This is a genomic window from Silvibacterium sp. (genome assembly GCF_047605705.1).
In the GTDB taxonomy this organism is placed as follows: domain Bacteria; phylum Acidobacteriota; class Terriglobia; order Terriglobales; family Acidobacteriaceae; genus Silvibacterium.
This window is the reverse complement of the sequence record NZ_JASGFD010000024.1, coordinates 18,776-35,692: the sequence shown is the minus strand read 5'-3', so window position 1 is coordinate 35,692 and position 16,917 is coordinate 18,776. Positions and strand designations below refer to the sequence as shown.

The 16,917-nt window shown below is 61.4% G+C and carries 11 protein-coding genes; 4 read left to right on the top strand and 7 right to left on the bottom strand.

The window, feature by feature from the left end:
- The first annotated feature begins 39 nt into the window (after positions 1 to 39).
- Positions 40 to 1,524 (top strand): glycoside hydrolase family 30 protein, encoded by a 1,485-nt coding sequence (locus tag QM649_RS10495; protein ID WP_415198991.1) that lies wholly within the window; start codon positions 40 to 42, stop codon positions 1,522 to 1,524.
- Positions 1,525 to 1,545: 21 nt separating this feature from the next.
- Positions 1,546 to 2,391, top strand: a complete 846-nt coding sequence (locus QM649_RS10490; protein ID WP_415198990.1) for a class I SAM-dependent methyltransferase — start codon at positions 1,546 to 1,548, stop codon at positions 2,389 to 2,391.
- A 210-nt stretch (positions 2,392 to 2,601) separates the two neighbouring features.
- Here the strand turns inward: QM649_RS10490 and QM649_RS10485 are convergent, their stop codons facing one another.
- The 3 genes from QM649_RS10485 to QM649_RS10475 are packed head-to-tail and all read right to left on the bottom strand — an operon-like array spanning position 2,602 to position 6,037.
- A complete protein-coding gene (locus QM649_RS10485; protein ID WP_415198989.1) occupies positions 2,602 to 3,714 on the bottom strand; it encodes a DegT/DnrJ/EryC1/StrS family aminotransferase in 1,113 nt (370 codons plus the stop codon).
- On the bottom strand, positions 3,711 to 4,901 hold the full coding sequence (gene neuC / locus QM649_RS10480; RefSeq protein WP_415198988.1) for a UDP-N-acetylglucosamine 2-epimerase: 1,191 nt from the start codon (positions 4,899 to 4,901) through the stop codon (positions 3,711 to 3,713). The genes QM649_RS10485 and neuC overlap by 4 nt, the downstream gene beginning before the upstream one ends.
- Positions 4,898 to 6,037, bottom strand: coding sequence for a polysaccharide biosynthesis protein (locus QM649_RS10475; protein WP_415198987.1), 1,140 nt, complete (start codon positions 6,035 to 6,037; stop codon positions 4,898 to 4,900). Before QM649_RS10475 ends, neuC begins: the two co-directional genes overlap by 4 nt.
- Between QM649_RS10475 and QM649_RS10470 the strand changes: the two genes are divergently transcribed.
- Positions 5,994 to 9,428, top strand: a complete 3,435-nt coding sequence (locus QM649_RS10470; RefSeq protein WP_415198986.1) for an FG-GAP-like repeat-containing protein — start codon at positions 5,994 to 5,996, stop codon at positions 9,426 to 9,428. The two genes, QM649_RS10475 and QM649_RS10470, sit on opposite strands and share 44 nt — an antisense overlap.
- Positions 9,425 to 10,831, top strand: coding sequence for an amidase (locus QM649_RS10465; protein ID WP_415198985.1), 1,407 nt, complete (start codon positions 9,425 to 9,427; stop codon positions 10,829 to 10,831). The genes QM649_RS10470 and QM649_RS10465 overlap by 4 nt, the downstream gene beginning before the upstream one ends.
- A gap of 3 nt (positions 10,832 to 10,834) precedes the next feature.
- Here the strand turns inward: QM649_RS10465 and QM649_RS10460 are convergent, their stop codons facing one another.
- From QM649_RS10460 to QM649_RS10445, 4 genes are all read right to left on the bottom strand, one after another.
- Complete coding sequence (locus tag QM649_RS10460; protein WP_415198984.1) at positions 10,835 to 12,217, bottom strand: UDP-N-acetylmuramoyl-tripeptide--D-alanyl-D-alanine ligase; 1,383 nt, start codon at positions 12,215 to 12,217, stop codon at positions 10,835 to 10,837.
- Entirely contained in the window at positions 12,214 to 13,743 is a 1,530-nt protein-coding gene (locus QM649_RS10455; protein ID WP_415198983.1) for a UDP-N-acetylmuramoyl-L-alanyl-D-glutamate--2,6-diaminopimelate ligase, read from the bottom strand. Before QM649_RS10455 ends, QM649_RS10460 begins: the two co-directional genes overlap by 4 nt.
- A 28-nt stretch (positions 13,744 to 13,771) precedes the next feature.
- Positions 13,772 to 16,147 (bottom strand): penicillin-binding transpeptidase domain-containing protein, encoded by a 2,376-nt coding sequence (locus tag QM649_RS10450; protein ID WP_415198982.1) that lies wholly within the window; start codon positions 16,145 to 16,147, stop codon positions 13,772 to 13,774.
- Between the two features lie 171 nt (positions 16,148 to 16,318).
- Positions 16,319 to 16,849, bottom strand: a complete 531-nt coding sequence (locus tag QM649_RS10445; protein WP_415198981.1) for a cell division protein FtsL — start codon at positions 16,847 to 16,849, stop codon at positions 16,319 to 16,321.
- Positions 16,850 to 16,917 lie beyond the last annotated feature (68 nt).

Here is a 16,917-nt window from a genome sequence, read left to right as displayed (position 1 = left end):
TCGAGAGGCGGGGCTTCGGCCCTGCCTCTTTCCGTCTGAATGACAATAAAAGGGCAGGCAAGGAGAACAGTCATCCAAAGGCGAGCCTTTCTAAAGACAGCAGCGATCGCCGCAGCCGGAGCCACCACGGCTTCCCGCAGTGGGCGGGCCCAGGCAGCAACGCAGATCCAGTGGATTAGCACCACCGAAAGCGCTCCGTGGCAGACACGCCCGCTGCGGGAAGCCGGATGGCGCTGGGACACCCTCGACCTGCAGATAGCCGACTCGCCGACAGGTGGCCCGATGCAGGGCTTCGGCGGATGCTTCAATGAGCTGGGATGGACCTCGATCGCGCTGCTGAGCGAGGCCGACCGTGAAGCCGTCTTCGCGGAATTATTCGCTCCCGGCAAGGGCGCAAGCCTGAACCTCTGCCGCATGCCAGTGGGCGCGAATGACTTCTCGCGCGGCTGGTATTCCTACGATGAAACGCCCGGCGACTTCGCCCTCGAACACTTCAGCCTCGCCAACGACCAGGAGACGCTGATCCCCTTCATCCACGCGGCGAAGCAGCATAACCCGCACCTGCGCCTGTGGGCCTCGCCATGGAGCCCACCCAGCTGGATGAAAAAAAACGGCTTCTACGCCGAAGCCGTGCAATTTCCCGGCTGGCCGCCGAACGGCATCCGCCCCGATCAGGTTGGTCACGAGGGCGAAGACATGTTTCTTCAGGAGGATCGCTACTTCGATGCCTACGCCCGTTATTTTGGCAAGTTCATCGATGGCTACCGCGCCCAGGGCATAGAGATCGAGACCGTGATGCCGCAAAACGAGTTCAACTCCGCGCAGCCTTTCCCAAGCTGCACCTGGACGCCCGAAGGTCTGGCACGCTTCATCTGCCATCTCGGCCCGGAAATGCAAAAGCGCGGTGTAAATGTCTTCTTCGGCACCCTCGAGCGCGGTAACCCTGACCTGCTCTTTCGCACACTGGCCGATCCCGAGGCCGCGCGCTGGGTCCGCGGCGCTGGCATCCAGTGGGCCGGCAAGGACGCCATCGCCGTCATCCGCCGCCAGCATCCCGAGCTGACGCTCTACCAGTCCGAGCAGGAGTGCGGCGACGGCAAGAACGACTGGAACTATGCCACCTACTGCTGGGATCTGATGCGCCACTACCTCTCCGACGGCGCCACCGGCTACATGTACTGGAATATCTCGCTGCTGCCCGGCGGCGTGAGCCACTGGGGATGGCCGCAGAACTCACTGCTCACCGTGAACCCCACTGACCGCAGCTACCACTGGAACCACGAATACTATCTGCTCAAACACGCCAGCCATTTCATCCAGCCGGGCGCACGGCGACTCGACCTCGACGGCACGATGGAGGATGCGCTGGCCTTCGCCAACCCGGACGGCAGCACCATCGTCCTGCTGCGCAACGCCAGCTCGCGCGAGCGCGCGGTGGATCTCATCGTTCATGGCGAGCGCATCAGCGGCCTGATGCCTCCTGACTCCTTCAACACCGTTCAGATCGGGGCAAAGCAGAATTAGGAAATTTACAATCGATCCCGTATGGATGAAGGAACTCCCTCGCGGACCGCGATCCGCGTAGCCCTGCGCCGCGCTGCGCACCAGCTCTACGATTCGCCTGTCGTCTTCACTGACCCCGTGGCCGTTCCGCTGCTCGGTGCGGAGTTTCGCGAGGAGTTGGAGCGCACGCGCTTCAAGCTCGAAAAGCCGCACTCCCTCGGCATGCGCGCCTTTCTCGTAGCCCGCAGCCGATTTGCCGAAGATCATCTCGCCACGGCCTATGCCAGCGGCGTGAGACAGTATGTACTGCTCGGCGCCGGACTCGACACCTTCGCCTATCGCAATCCCCATCCCGGCCTCCGCGTCTTTGAGGTCGATCATCCTTCCACGCAGGCATGGAAGCGCGGCCTGATCGCACGCAACGGCATTACCGTGCCCGATTCTCTGCGCTACGTGCCTGTGAATTTCGAGCAGCAATCACTCGAGACAGAACTCGCAGCAGCCGGATTCGATTCCACGCAGCCCGCTGTCTTCGCATGGCTTGGCGTCGTGCCGTATCTCACGCTCGAAGCCTTCCGCCGCACCGTGGCCTATCTCGACGCACGCCCCGTAGGCAGCGCTCTGGTGATGGACTACTTCCTGCGCACCGAAGCACTCCCTTCCGTCGAACAACTGGAGCGCGCCTCTTTGTCCGCACGCGTTGCGCTCGCGGGAGAGCCCTTTCAGCTTTTCTTTCTGCCCGAAGATCTGGCGGAGGAGCTCGGCGCATTCTCACGCATCGAAGATGTCGGTTCGGCTGAATTGAACGGCCGCTACTTTGCCTATCGCAGCGATGGCCTCAAGATGCGCGGACACTCCGCACGCATCGTCTGCGCGTGGCGCTCGTAGCACTCTAGACTGTACGGGCCATACCCAATGCTTTCTTTAGAGAGCTTCCCAAAGAGAACAACTGTCATCCCGACCGAAGCGAAGCACAAAGGGCGAAGCGCAGTGGAGGGACCTGCGGTTCTCTTCCTATGAACGAGGAAGCGGGTGCCCCCATGCCCGATTTTGGAATGGGTGGATCTCACACAAACCTCAATCGAGGCGGCACTTCGCTCAAATCCTCCGCAACCCCGCCCGCAACACATCCGCTACCTGTGCAACCTCATCTTCCGTCAACCGATTGAAGAACGGCAGCGCAAGCGTGCGCGCAGCCACGGCCTCCGTTACAGGAAGGTGCGCACCGCGCCACGCGCTGTAACTCGGCTGCAGGTGAATCGGAGCAAAGTAGCGCGCGCAACCGATTCCCTGCTCCTGCAGATACGATGCCAGCCAATCGCGCTGCTGCGGGGCGAAGCGGTCTGCAAGCCGCAACACGTAGACGAACCAGCTTCGCCTGCCATCTGCAAGCTCCTGTGAAGGCAGAATCAACTCGGGAATCTCCGCCAGCGCCCGCTCATACATCGCTGCCACGCGAGCCCGCGCGATGAGAATCTCATCCAGTCGTCGCAACTGCGCCAGGCCCAGCGCGCAACTCATTTCCGGCAGGCGGTAGTTATAACCCAGCTCCTCATGCTGCAGCCAGTCAGCCGAATCATAGCGGCCCTGGTTGCGCCATGCTCGCATCTTCGCAGCAAGCCCGGCATCTTGCGTTACGATCATCCCGCCTTCACCGGTTGTGATCTGCTTGTTCGGATAGAACGCGAACACGGCTGCATGACCGAAGCTTCCCACCCCGCGCCCACGATATTCCGCGCCAATCGCCTCGCATGCGTCCTCGATCACAACAAGCCTGTGCCGCTCCGCAATCTCGAGCAGCGCATCCATCGGCGCAGGCACACCGAAGTTGTGCACCGCCATGATCGCCCGCGTGCGTGGCGTAATCGCAGCTTCCACCCTCGCAGGATCGAGGTTGAGCGTAACCGGATCGATGTCGGCAAAGACCGGCGTCGCCCGTTCGAAGCGGATGGCATTGGCAGCGGCAATAAAGGTGAAGGACGGAACGATCACCTCATCGCCCTCACCCAAACCGAGCGCTCGCACGCAAAGATGCAGCCCGCTGGTGCCTGAGTTCACGCCGATACCGTGCGCCACACCGACATAGCCTGCCATCGCGCGCTCAAACGCCGGCAGACGCGGCCCAAGACTGAGCTGTGGACTGCGCAGAACCGCGGTGACGGCCTCGATCTCAGCGTCCGTAATGTCTGGCTGCGAAAGCGGAATCCTCATGCGTCTGTCTCGTCAGGAAGCACGATAGGCAAAGGTACCGCCTGCTTGGTGAGCAGCTCACTGCCGAGGGGAACTTGGGTCAGCACTCGGGTGATGAATTCTGCCGCATGACCGTCGCCATAAGGATTTGTCATACCCGCAAGCGATGCACGGAATTCGTCACTGTATGCGATACGAATCTTCGCAAGGATATCCATCGTATCCGGAGCCGCATCGAGAACATTCTTCGCCCGCTCGCGCCCCTTCTGCCGAAGGCCGACATTCACCGTCGGCAACGCGAAGGAAGCCGTCTCCATGATGCCGCTCGAGGAGTTGCCGACCAGCATCCGCACCTGCCGCAACAGGCTCCAGTAGGTCACCGCATCGAGATTCACAAAGACCCGGCCATCGTCCCGCTGTGAGAGGAACGCCTGTGTGCGCTCCATGAGCTGATAGCTGCCCGCATCGGCATTCGGAAAGCAGAAGAAGACTGGCTCCTCAACCTGCTCCAACGCAGCAAAGAGAGCATCCGCTTCTTCTGTAGTATCTGTGCGCAATGTGACCGGGTGATACGTAACCAGCACCGGCTTCCGGCTCAGATCCATGCCGAGCTTCGCCTCCAGCTCCACGCGACTCAGCAACTTGCTGCGCCGCAGATGATCGAGAGAAGGAGCGCCGGCACGATGCACCCTCCACGGCTCCTCGCCCATCGAGATCACCCGTGCGCGAGCGCCTTGCGTGGAGGTGAAGTGGATGTGGCTCATCTTGGTGAGCGCATGCCGCACAGCGTCGTCGATCGCGCCCTCGCTGGTCTCGCCGCCCTCAATGTGTGCGATGGGGATACGCAGCGCGAGTGCCACCGACGCGGGCGCCAGCATCTCGTAACGGTCGGCAATCAATAGCAGCAGGTCCGGCCGCATTGTGCCGAGCAGATCGGCGAGGCTCTGCACCGCGATGCCGATAGTTTTCGCCATGCCCACATCGGAGTCCGAACTCAGCAGGCATTCAACCCGCCCGGCGATCGTAAATCCATCCTTCTCGATCTCTTTTACCGTCGAGCCGAAGGCAGGCGAGTGGTGCGACGCCATCACAATGAGCCGCAGATCGACGTCCGGGTGGTCGGCAAGGTCGCGGAGCGGCCAGTAGAGGTGGCTATAGTCCGCACGCGAGCTGGTGACCACGGCAATGGTGCGCTTCGTCCCGCTCACGCCCGCACCTCCGGCTGGCCCTGATACGCCGGGACAAGGAGGTGAATAGCATCCAGCAGCTGTGACAAATTACGACTCTGTACCGCTGAAGTAAGTGCGTCGAGAGTGGCCCCGAGTACATGCGAATCAGGCTGTGGCGTGATGACAGCACGAAGCGGCGATCCAGGCAGGATCTGCACCTTCTCATCAGACGCGATTAGTACCTCATGCAACTTTTCCCCGGCGCGCAGACCGGTATAAAGGATGCCCCTCGGTGAACGATTCGACGATGCGAGCATCCGCTCAGCGAGATCACGGATCAGTATCGGATCGCCCATCTCCGGCACAAAAAGCTGTGGACCCCGCACTTCGGTGGCTGCCAGCAGAAGCAACTGCACCGCATCAGGCATGGTGAGGAAATAACGGCTTGCTTCGGAATGCGTGACGGTCAGAGGCTCACCGCGATCGAGCTGTTCCTGAAGAAGCGGCAGCACGCTGCCCGCCGATCCAAGGATGTTCCCGAGCCGAACTACCGTGAAGCCAGCGTCCAGGGTCGCAAGCTCGGCGATGCGCTTCGAGACTCCGAGCATGTTCACCGGCTCTACAGCCTTGTCGGTCGAGAGCAGCACCAAAGTCGAGGTGCCAGCCTCCGCTGCGAGACGAACAAGGTTCCTCGTTGCAAGCGCATTGTTCGCAATAGCCGCGAACGGCTGCGATTCGAGCAGCGGCACATGTTTATAAGCGGCGGCGTGTAACACCAGGTCAAAGCGATGCGTCTCGAATAGCTCCCTTACCAGACCCTCATCCCCTACGCTGCCCAGCACCGCCGTGTGCGGCGAGCGAAGTCCTTGGGTGAGCCGAAACAGTCCCTGCTCCGAAGCCTCAAGCGCCACCAGAACATCCGGGTCGAGTGACGCAACCTCATGCGCAAGTGCGGACCCGACCGAACCGCCGGCGCCTGTAATCAGGATGCGTTTCGTCCGGATCAAGGCCGGATCGATCGGGCGCGGCGAATCGAGTTTCATCCAGGGGAAAAGATCGTTCCAGGTGTTCACACGGGTATCCGGCATCGCTCTCAGTCTATCGTTTGCTCTTCTATAATTGGCCCCGACGATGTTCGCCCACAATACTCTCATCCGGCACGCAACACTCTGCATCACTTCCGCCCTCTGCCTATTCATCAGCGCGGGCAGCACGCATCCGGCCTTTGCCCAGGCTGCGCCTTCCGTCGAAGCGTCGCGCCTCAACAATGTGGGTGTCGCCCTGATGAATCAGCAATTCTCGGAAAAGGCGCTGGCCAAATTTGAAGCTGCACATGCCGCCGATGCGCAGACCGCGATCCCGGTGCTGAATAAGGGCATCGCGCTGCTTTACCTGCAAAAGCTTCCGGAAGCAGAGGCAGCGCTGGAGGAAGCAGCAAAGATCGATGGGAAGAATCCGCGTGTCTGGTATGCGCTGGGCCTCGCGCACCTAAACGCCGGCAATCCGAAGCAGGCCATAGACGACCTGCAGCATGTGGTCGCGCTGGACCCAAAAGACGCAGACACGCACTACTTCCTCGGCTCCTTTTACCTGAGCCTGAGTGATTATGAACATGCCAAGCAGGAATACGAGACTGCGATCCAGCTGAATCCGATCCACGCATCAGCGCAATTCGGCCTCGCGCGCGCGTTGCAGCGCCTCGGCGATACCGATGGCTCGCGCCAGCACCTGCGGCGTTTTCAGCAGCTCACCCAAGGCAAGATCTCGAGCCCGCTCAGCGCAGCCTATGGCGAGCAGGGCCACTACGCAACGGTAGAAGACATGCTGGCGCCTCCGGTGATGCCCGGCCCCATGATCCCCGTTACGCTGAAGCCTGAGACAATCGCTCCCGCGCTAACCAGTGCGACCTCCGGCCACAGTGCCGGCGCGTGTTTGCTGCCGACGAAAAAAAGCGGCAAAGCGAACCTGCTTGTACTCGGCACCGGCGCGCAGGCGCTGCGTGTCTTCACACCGTCAGCGAACGGATACACCGAAATCCCCTCCACGCGGACCGGCCTTACCGCAGGGGGAGACGCGACGGCCTGCGCCGTGGGCGACTACGATGGCGACGGTTTGCCCGATCTTGCGGTCGCCTTCACCGATCGCGTGGTGCTCTACCACAACACCGGCGACGGGCATTTTGAAGACGCGACCGAAAAGGCTGGCATCCAGCAGCTGAATCATCCCGCTGGCCTGCTCTTTGTCGACTTCGATCACGACGGAGATGTGGATCTGCTGGTGACAGGCACAGCCAGGGACAACAACGGTCCGAGCATCCTGTGGCGCAACAACGGCAACTCCACCTTTACCGAGTGGACCGCGCCCACCGGACTCGCAGGCGCGAAGCCAACCGCAGGAGCAACACTTTCTGATATCAACAACGACCGCGCCGTGGACCTGCTCGTCGCAGGTAAGGATGCAGCACCGATTGCCTATCTGAACCAGCGCGAAGGAAAATTTCAACCGCAGCCGCTCTACAGCGATAGCACTCTGACCGCATCGCGCGGCCTCGCTGTCTTTGACTTCGACAAAGATGGCTGGATGGACGTCGCGGTTTCGCACACAGGCGCACCCGGCATCACGGTATGGCACAACATTGGCGGCAATACCTTTGAACGCGTACCGCTTCCACTCAAAGATGCCACGGCCGCATGGGGCCTGACTCCGATCGATATCGATAACGACGGATGGATCGATCTCGCCGCCATCGTAGAAACTCCCGCTGGTGCGAGTCTGCGCGTCTTCCGCAACCGCGGCCCGCAAGGATTCGAAGATGTGAGCGACGCCGTGGGCGCAAGCAAGCTCAACCTGAGCAATCCTCGTGCGCTCATCGCCGATGACATCGACGGTGACGGCGCAACGGACTTGATCGTCACACAGGCTGATGGATCGGTCGTCGCGCTGAAGAATATCGGCGGCAACAAGAACCACTCCCTGCGGATCGATCTGACCGGCCTTGCCGACAACAAGACCGCCATCGGCACCAAGGTCGAGGTCTTTTCGAGCGGGCAGATGCAGAAGTTCGAGATCACCGGCGGTGCGGGCTATCTGAGCCAGGGCGCGACGGCGATTCTCGCTGGCCTTGGGCAGAGTACGCAGGCCGACGTGGTGCGGATGCTGTGGCCAACCGGAGTGCCACAAGATGAGATCGACATCTCGGCGGTAAAACCTCTTGAGCTCAAGGAACTCGATCGCCGTGGCAGTTCGTGCCCGGTTCTCTTCGCATGGGACGGCACGAAGTATCAGTTCATCTCGGACGTCATCGGCGCAGCCGTCGTCGGGCATTGGGTTTCGCCAACGGCCACGAATCAAGCCGATGCTGATGAGTGGATTAAGGTAGAAGGCTCGCAGTTGAAAGCGCGCGGCGGCTACCTGAGTCTGCGCTTCGGCGAGCCGATGGAAGAGATCAACTACATCGATCAGCTGCGGCTTGTTGCCGTGGATCATCCTGAAGGCACCGAAGTCTATCCCGACGAGCGCTTCCTCGATGAAGCTCCTTTTGCTTCAGGCAAAGCTGTCGCGGCGTCCTCCCAGACACGTCTGCCTGCCGGCGCATGGGATGACCATGGGCAGGATGTACTGCCACTGCTCGCGAAGCGCGATCACCAATACGTACGCGACTTCACCAACCTTAGCTATGCGGGCTATGCCAACATGCACACGCTCACGCTGGATCTGGGCGCATGGTCACCGGTAAATCCGTTGCGGCTCTTCCTTCACGGCTACATCGAATACTTCAGCGCAAGCTCGATGTACTCCGCATGGCAGGCAGGCCTCAAGCCGATCTCTCCCTATCTCGAAGCACAAATGCCAGATGGGAGCTGGAAGCGGATCATTGACGACATGGGCTTTCCTGCCGGCCTGCCGCGCACCATTGTCGTCGACCTCACCGGCAAGCTGCCCGCAGGCGTGACTAAGGTTCGCCTCACCACAAATCTTCAGATCTACTGGGACCAGGCGCTGGTCGATAACGGTCCATCGCAACATGTCACGATGCGGCAGACGGAGCTGCCTCTGGGCACGGCGCACCTCGCCTTCCGTGGTTACCCGCAGCAGATCGAGGGCAAAACGCTTGGGGACCTTACGTATAACTACGAGAAAATCAGCCAGACTGGCCCCTTTGAATGGCAGCGCGGCCCATACACGCACTATGGCAACGTAACGCCGCTCCTGACCAGCGCTGACAATCAGTATGTGATCTTCGGCAGTGGCGAAGAAATCGACGCTGAGTTCGCAGCAGCTTCTCTGCCGCTGCTTCCGCCGCACTGGAAGCGCGATTATTTCTTCTACGCGAACGGTTTTGTAAAAGATATGGACTTCTACGAAGCCATGCCCTTCAGCGTCGCGCAGCTTCCGTATCACGAAGAAAGCAGCTACCCGTATCCCAAGTCAGAGCACTATCCAGACACGCCGGAGACGCTTCGCTACCTGCTGAACTGGGATGACCGCTTTGAATTCGGCAACCGCCTGCAGCACTTTCAGTTCGACTACGCTCCGGTGAAGTCGGAACCGAATACGCAACCATGACAGTGACATTCCTTTCGGCCCGCGAGCAGCTGGCCATGCTGCGCGCCCGCAGGATTTCGCCTGTCGAACTCGCGGAAGAGCATATCCGGCAGATCGAGCGGTGGAACACCACGCTCGGGGCATTCATCGAATTCGACGCCGACAGGGTTCGCGAGCAGGCACGGCGTGGCGCCAGGGGACCACTCGCCGGGCTCTGCCTGAGTTCGAAAGCGACCGTGCCCATCGCAGGCTATCGCTGCGAAATAGGCAGCGTATTGCTGCGCGGCGAAGTTGCCAGCGAAGACGCAGAAGCAGTGGCGCGTATACGCTCTGCGGGCGCAACACTGTTAGGGACAACCAATTGCCCGGAATTCCTCATGGCGTATGAGACAGACAATCTTCTCTACGGCAGGACACGGAATCCATGGAGCCTGGAGCACTCTGCTGGCGGCTCAAGCGGCGGCGAAGCCGCGGCCATCGCAGCAGGGATGGCTGCCGGAGGTCTCGGCAGCGACAGTGGCGGCTCCGTGCGCGTGCCTGCGCATTTCTGTGGCATCAGCGCGTTGAAGCCCACACCTGGCCGCATCCCAGGCCGAGGACATACACCACCCTGCATCGGCCCCTTCTCGATTCTCGGCGCTGTAGGGCCGATGGCTCGCACCATCAGCGACGTTGCCCTGCTCTTTGAGACCATCGCCGCACAGGATCCTCTCGACCCCATAAGCCCTCCACTCGCAACACGTGAAATATCGATCGAGCAGGCGAAGCAGGTTCGCATTGGCTGGATGGAAGACGACGGCATCGCGCCAGTCACCGACGAAACCCGTGAGGCCGTACGCTCCGCCGCGAAAGCTCTCGAAGCACTAGGCTTCCGCGTAGAGCCGTTTCGCCCTGCTGCGCTCGAAGAGGCGCGGCAACTGTGGTGGAAATTCTTCATGCAGTGCGGTGCGATGTTTTACGCCCCTGCCATCGCAGGCCGCGAAGAAGAACTGAGCCCCATCTTCCGCGAATTTCTGCAACTCGCAGAGGAGGCACCACCGCTGACCGCGGCACAGCTGCTCGACGCTTGGGCGCAATGCGACATCGTCCGTGGAAAACTGCTGGAGGAGATGCGCGAATATCCCCTTTTTCTGCTACCAACCTGCTCCGTACCCGCATTTCGTCACGGCGAACGCGCATGGCAGGTCGAAGCACAGACGGTGCGCTACCTCGATGCGATGCGCTACACACAGTGGTTCAACCTGCTGGCTGCACCTGCCGCGGTTGTTCCTGTCAGCCAATCCCACGAGGGACTGCCCATCGGCGTACAAATCGCGGGCAGGCCCTTTGAGGACGAGCTCGTACTTAAAATCGCAGAATGCGTGGACCGTGCCTTCGGCTATCGTCCTCCGCCGCTCCTGCGCTCCACGTCAGACAATACGTAATAGTTATGGTTGCAGAAGGTCCAGGAGCCGTTCGAGACGCACGCCGCGCGAGGCTTTCAGGAGAATGACATCCCCACCACGGAGATGCTCATTGAGCCATGCACCGGCCTCTTCGGGCGTTGGGAAGAAGTGCGCCTCGCGGCCCTGCTTCTTCACTTCCGCCACAAGGTGCTCTGCTGCGCCGCGTACACCCAGAACAATATCGACCTTTTCCTTTACTGCGCGCTCACCAGAGGCAGCATGAAGCACCGCGGTCTGCGCACCCAGCTCGAGCATCTCTCCGGCAACCAGAATGCGCCGGCCTCCCTCGCCTACCGGCACTTCGGCGAGCGTCGTAATCATCGCCTTGAGCGCCTCAGGGTTTGAGTTGTAGCTATCATTGATGATGGTCGCGCCGCGAACCACGGTCGCGCGGCCCCGTTTCTCATCCGGCTTCAGCTCTTCAAGAGCCCGGCAGCAGGCGTCGAGCGGAATCCCAGCCGCGATGCCGACGGCAATGGCAGCCAGCGCATTCGAGACGTTATGCTCCCCCAGAAGGTGCAAACGTAGAACGGCAGATTCCTCTCCTGCGTGCACCGTGACTCGCAGACCATCCACGCCGAGTGATTCCACGGCCGTTGCGCGCGGATCGGCGCAGGGACCATGCCCGAAGTACACCACGCTGCCGCTGAAATCACGGCCAAACTGCCCCACATAATGATCGTCGCAGTTGAGAAACGCCGTGCCGTGATTCGGCAGGGACTGGATCAGCTCGTACTTCGCACGCGCCACCCCGGCAATCCCGTCAGGAAAGAACTCCGCATGGGCATTGCCTACATTCGTGACGACACCCCATTCCGGCGCGGCGATGCGCGCAAGCGCGGCGATCTCGCCAGCCGCGGACATACCCATCTCGATGACCGCGACCTCATGCTCCGGCTGCAGCTTCAGCAGTTGCAATGGAAGTCCGAAGCCGTTGTTCAGATTGCCCTGCGATTTCAACACAGAGAAACGCGCGCCGAGCACAGCCGCAATCGCTTCCTTCGTCGTGGTCTTTCCCGCCGACCCGGTCACGCCCACAACCCGCTTCCCCCAATGGCGGCGCACTGCCGCGGCAAGCTGCTGCAACGCAGCAAGCGGATCCTCCACTGCAAGCAATGCTCCAGGCAATTTCCCCAGGCGGTCCAGCTGCGCAGAAGAAACAACGGCGCCGATGGCTCCCGCTGCGAGAGCTGCCGCAACAAAATCATGGCCATCGAAGCGATCGCCTTTGACTGCGAAAAAAAGCTCACCGGGTTGCACCGTACGCGAGTCGATGGAATAGCCGGTGACGACGCTCGCACGGTGCGTGTCCCCGTACAATTCCGCGCCGCACCACTGTGCGGCCTGATGCAGTTCAAGCTTCATGCGCGCACCTCGTTCTGCACGGCTTCCAGAGCGGCGGTGGCTACAGCAGCATCATCAAATGGAATCACCTGAGCTCCTATCGTCTGCGTCTTTTCGTGCCCCTTGCCTGCAAGCAGCACAATATCGCCTGCACGCGCCTCGCGCACAGCAAGGCGGATCGCAGCTGCCCGGTCTGGCTCGACCGCATACTTCGTGCCCGTTGCCTCGAGCCCCGGCAGCGCGTCGGCAATGATCGCCAGCGGATCTTCGCTGCGTGGATTGTCCGAAGTAAGGATAACGAAGTCGCTGGCCTCGCCCGCCGCGCGTCCCATGAGCGGCCGCTTGGCGCGGTCGCGATCTCCACCACAGCCGAAAAGCGTGAGCACGCGGCCTCCGCTCGCCGTCACAAACTCGCGGGCCAAGGCGGTAAGGTTCCGCAGAGCATCGTCGGTATGCGCGTAGTCGACAACCACCGTAAAGGGCTGATCGCGGTCCACCGTCTGGAAGCGTCCCGGCACGCAATCGAGCGAAGCCACTCCAGCCTGAATCTGCTCCGGCGAGAGGCCGCGTGCCGCCGCTGCGGCGCAGGCTGCGAGGAGGTTGTAGACATTCACCTTCCCCGTGAGCCTCGACGCTATTTCAAAACTGCCGCTGGGCGAAGCGATCGTAAAGCGCATGCCAGACGGCTTCATCTCTATATCTGCGGCACGAAATTCGCCGGCGTCCAGACCATAAGAGTAGACCAAAGCCACTGCTTCCTTCGCAGCCACCACGAGCCTCTCTCCATACGGATCGTCCGCGTTGATCACAGCCACACGCGGCGGCGCACCCAACGAACCATCGAAGAGGCGGCGCTTTGCCGCGAAGTAGTTCTCCATCGTGCCATGGAAATCGAGATGATCGCGCGTCAGGTTGGTAAAGATCGCAACATCATAAGGCACGCCAAAGACGCGTCCCTGCTCAAGCGCATGCGAGGAGACTTCCATCACAGCCTCGCTGGCCCCGGCATCGACACCGTCACGCAGAAGCTCATAGAGGTCACGGGATTCGGGTGTGGTATGCGCGGAAGGGCGAACGACACCAGCCACGCGGCACTCAATCGTCCCCAGCAACACCGTCTTGCGCCCCACATGATTCAGGATGGCGTCCAGAAGATACGCGGTGGTCGTTTTGCCGTTGGTTCCGGTCACGCCGCTAATCTTCATCCGATGTTCCGGGTGCATGTAAAAATTCGCTGATGCCTGGGCCAGCGCGTTGCGCCCGTGCGCGACAAGCGCTGCCGCGGTTTCCGGATAATCGCGGCGCAGACCTTCGAAAGCTTCGGCGGAATCGGTGATCACTGCGGCTGCGCCAAGCTCGAGCGCCTTCGATAGATAGCGGTTGCCGTCCGTCGTCTCGCCGCGCATGGCCACGAAGACCGCATCCGGCCGGATGCGGCGCGAGTCATACTCAAGGCCGCGGATATGCGGACTCTGGCCGAAACGATGAAGAAGTGAAATACCAGCGAGAACGTCGTCGAAGGTCATGCTGGAAATGATTGTATTCATCCGCGCGGCCGCGTGTTGTGTCTGTTCGTCAACGCCCGAAGCGCACAACGACTGCGGTTCCTTCCGGAACCATGGTTCCCGGTGCGGGAGCCTGTTCGCGCGCAATGCCGCTGCCCAGCACCTTCACCGTGATGCCGATACTGCCCGCCTGCTCAATCACCTTGCGCACCGGTTCACCCGTAAATTGCGGCACCGTAACGCGCTTGCCTGCTGCGACCACCACGCCTCCCCCAGGAGCAGGCGTTGCCGATGACGGCGCCTGGAGTGGCTGCTGGCCGGCCTTGTTATCCGCCACTTCCTTGGCAGATTCTTCCTTTTCCTGCTCGCGCTTCGCCTCAAGAATCTTCGGATCGATCAGCGGAGACGCAGGCTGACCGGAATCCTCGGGCGCTGGAGGCAGCGCTCCCGAATCCTGCTGTTCCAGATCGTGCTTTGAGACCGGAGCGCGTGTGCCGTCGGCAGGCGAAGAGCGGAGCGGATCGTTCGCCGGAAGGTTGTTTACTTCAGCAAAGAGCGAGTTCAGGTCGTCCGCGTTCTCCTGCGGCTCATCGTTGTCAGCATGCAGCGCAGCATCCACCTTGGCGGCTTGTGCCGGTGTGCGGAGTGGCTGATCGTGCGGAACGCCCAGGTACTCGAGGATTTCCTGCGCCAGCTCCTGAAACACTGGACCGCTGGCCTCGGCGCCAAAATGCATGCTGTGGTCCGGTGAATCCGTGATGACTGCAATCGTCACCGCCGGATTGTTCACCGGTGCAAAGCCCACAAACGATCCAACAAAGTTCGTCTTCGAATACGTGTGTGTGCGCGGGTCGATCTTCTGCGCCGTACCTGTCTTGCCGGCTGCGCTGTAGCCGTTTAGCTGCGTGGTCAGGTGTCCGGTGCCGAACTCCACCACGCCTTCCATCATCTTGCGCATCTGCGCCGCGGTCAGCGTAGAGATCACACGGTGCGCGCCATCCGGGAGAGGACTCGGCAGGTCGTTTTCCGGATGAAAGGCCGCAGGCTGCAGCTTGCCGTCGCCCTTCATATCGTTCGTGCTTTGGAGCAGAATGTGCGGAGGAAGATATACCCCGCCATTCGCGATCGTAGAAGCCATGCTGATGAGCTGGATCGGCGTCACCGCAACTTCCTGCCCCATGGGGATCGAGCCGATCGTCGTCGGATTCCACTTGCGCACCGGCTTCAGCAAGCCACGCGTCTCGTCTGGAAGCTCAATGCCGGTACGATCGCCAAAGCCATAAGCCTTGATGTACTGGTAGAACTTCTCCGCGCCCATGCGTTGCGCAAGGCGAATCGCCGCCACGTCGCTCGACTCCGCCAGAGCCTTCGCCACGGTGATGTTCCCGAAGTGCTCGCCCGGCGCGTCATGCACGATGCGGCCCGCCACGTTAATCTGGCCGCCGCCGCAGTCCACCATGCCATCCGGCGTCGCCACGTGCTCTTCCAGCGCGGCCGAGTAGGTGACCAGCTTGAAGGTCGAACCCGGCTCATACACATCGCTCACCGCGTGATCGCGAAGCAAATCGGTCGTGGCATGACGAAAATCATTCGGATTAAAGGTCGGACGTACTGCCAGCGCAAGAATCTGCCCGGTATGCGGGTCCTGCACCACCACGGTGCCGACCTTCGCATGCGTGCGGGCCATATTGTGGTCGAGCGCACGCTCGGCCATGTACTGAATGTTTTCATCGATAGTGAGAACCAGGTTCTCACCCGGCAACGGCTCGCGCTCCTCGCTGCCCAGCCGATGACGGCGTGCGTCCACATTCGCATACATCCGGCCCGGCGTACCGTGCAGGTCTTCGTCGAAATTTTCTTCCAGGCCGCCGAGGCCGTTGTCATCGATGCCGACGTAACCCAGCACCTGCGCGGCAATCTCGTTGTCCGGATAGAACCGCTTGAACTCCTTCACCGTATAGATGCCCTTGAGGTTGAGCGCCTTTACCTTGGCGATCATCTCCGGCGACTGCTTGCGGGCGATCCACGCAAAGTTCCTCGAAGCATTGAGACGCGCAAGCATCTGGGAGCCCGAAGTGAAGGTATCCGTCGGATCCACATGCAACACGGCAGCCAGCGCGGTGGCCGTCATGGGCTTGTTGTCACCCACTTCGGACGGCACAGCAAAAATCGAGTCGGCCAGAGTGGTCATCGCCAGCTCATGCAGATTGCGGTCGTAGAGCACGCCGCGCCGGGGCGCAACCTCAAAGGTGCGCTGCTGCTGGCGGAGAGCCCGGTCCTGCCATTCGTGGTGCTGAATCACCTGCAACCAGATGAGCCGGCCGCAGATCACAATGCACCACAGAGCGAGAAACGCCAGCACCTGCAGCATGCGAATGCGCCGCATCGGCGTAACGACGCCGGTCTTCGAGACAGGCTGGACGGGAGTGAAGGTCGGGCGGTTCATCGCTGCAATTGGAGCGAAAAACCGGCTCCCACGGATTCAAAGTGTGGAGATGAAAGCTGCGCAGGAGAGAGCGGGATAAAGCCGGAGAAGCGAGGGCAGCGGCGGGAAAGGCCGTTCATCGCTGCCATCGCTTTCCTCCAATAACAATCGTGGGGAACTGCAAAACCGGTACTAGCGCATGCCGGGGAGCATCGGCGAAGCCTCGGCCAGAGCCGGCGCATTCGGATCGGCCACTGCATCGGGACGAACCACCTGCCCGGGCTGCGGCGCGGTGAGGCCAAGCTGACGCGCCATGCCGTCGATGCGGGCCGGATCTCCCAGCTCTGCCTCGGAGAGGCGAAGCTGACGGTTCTGCTCCTCGAGCTGCTGAACCTGCTGCTTCTCGCTCTCAATGCGGTAGCCGTATTCGATCGAGCTGAGGTGCTGCCAGCCGTAGGTCATGATCAGCGCGAAGAGCGTCGCCATGGCGACCGCGAACAGGCGCATCTCCTTCGCGCGTGCCGGGTCGGCCGCCTTCACCAGGCGGGTGTTGTCGAAGCGCTTGACGAAGAAAACCTCGGGCGTAGGACCGCGGCGGGCGCGCTGCTGCTGGGCAGCGAGCAGTTCGCTGTTGCGCTCCCTGATACGGTCATGGACACGATCGTGAACGCGGCCGGAAGGGGTATCGAAAATGTTAGGGGACGCGATTGCCTGTGTCGCCATGGGTTGTCTCCCTGATCTCTGCACTGCCTGAAACTTTTCTTTCTCCTCTGCGACCGGGCCGGGGCGCT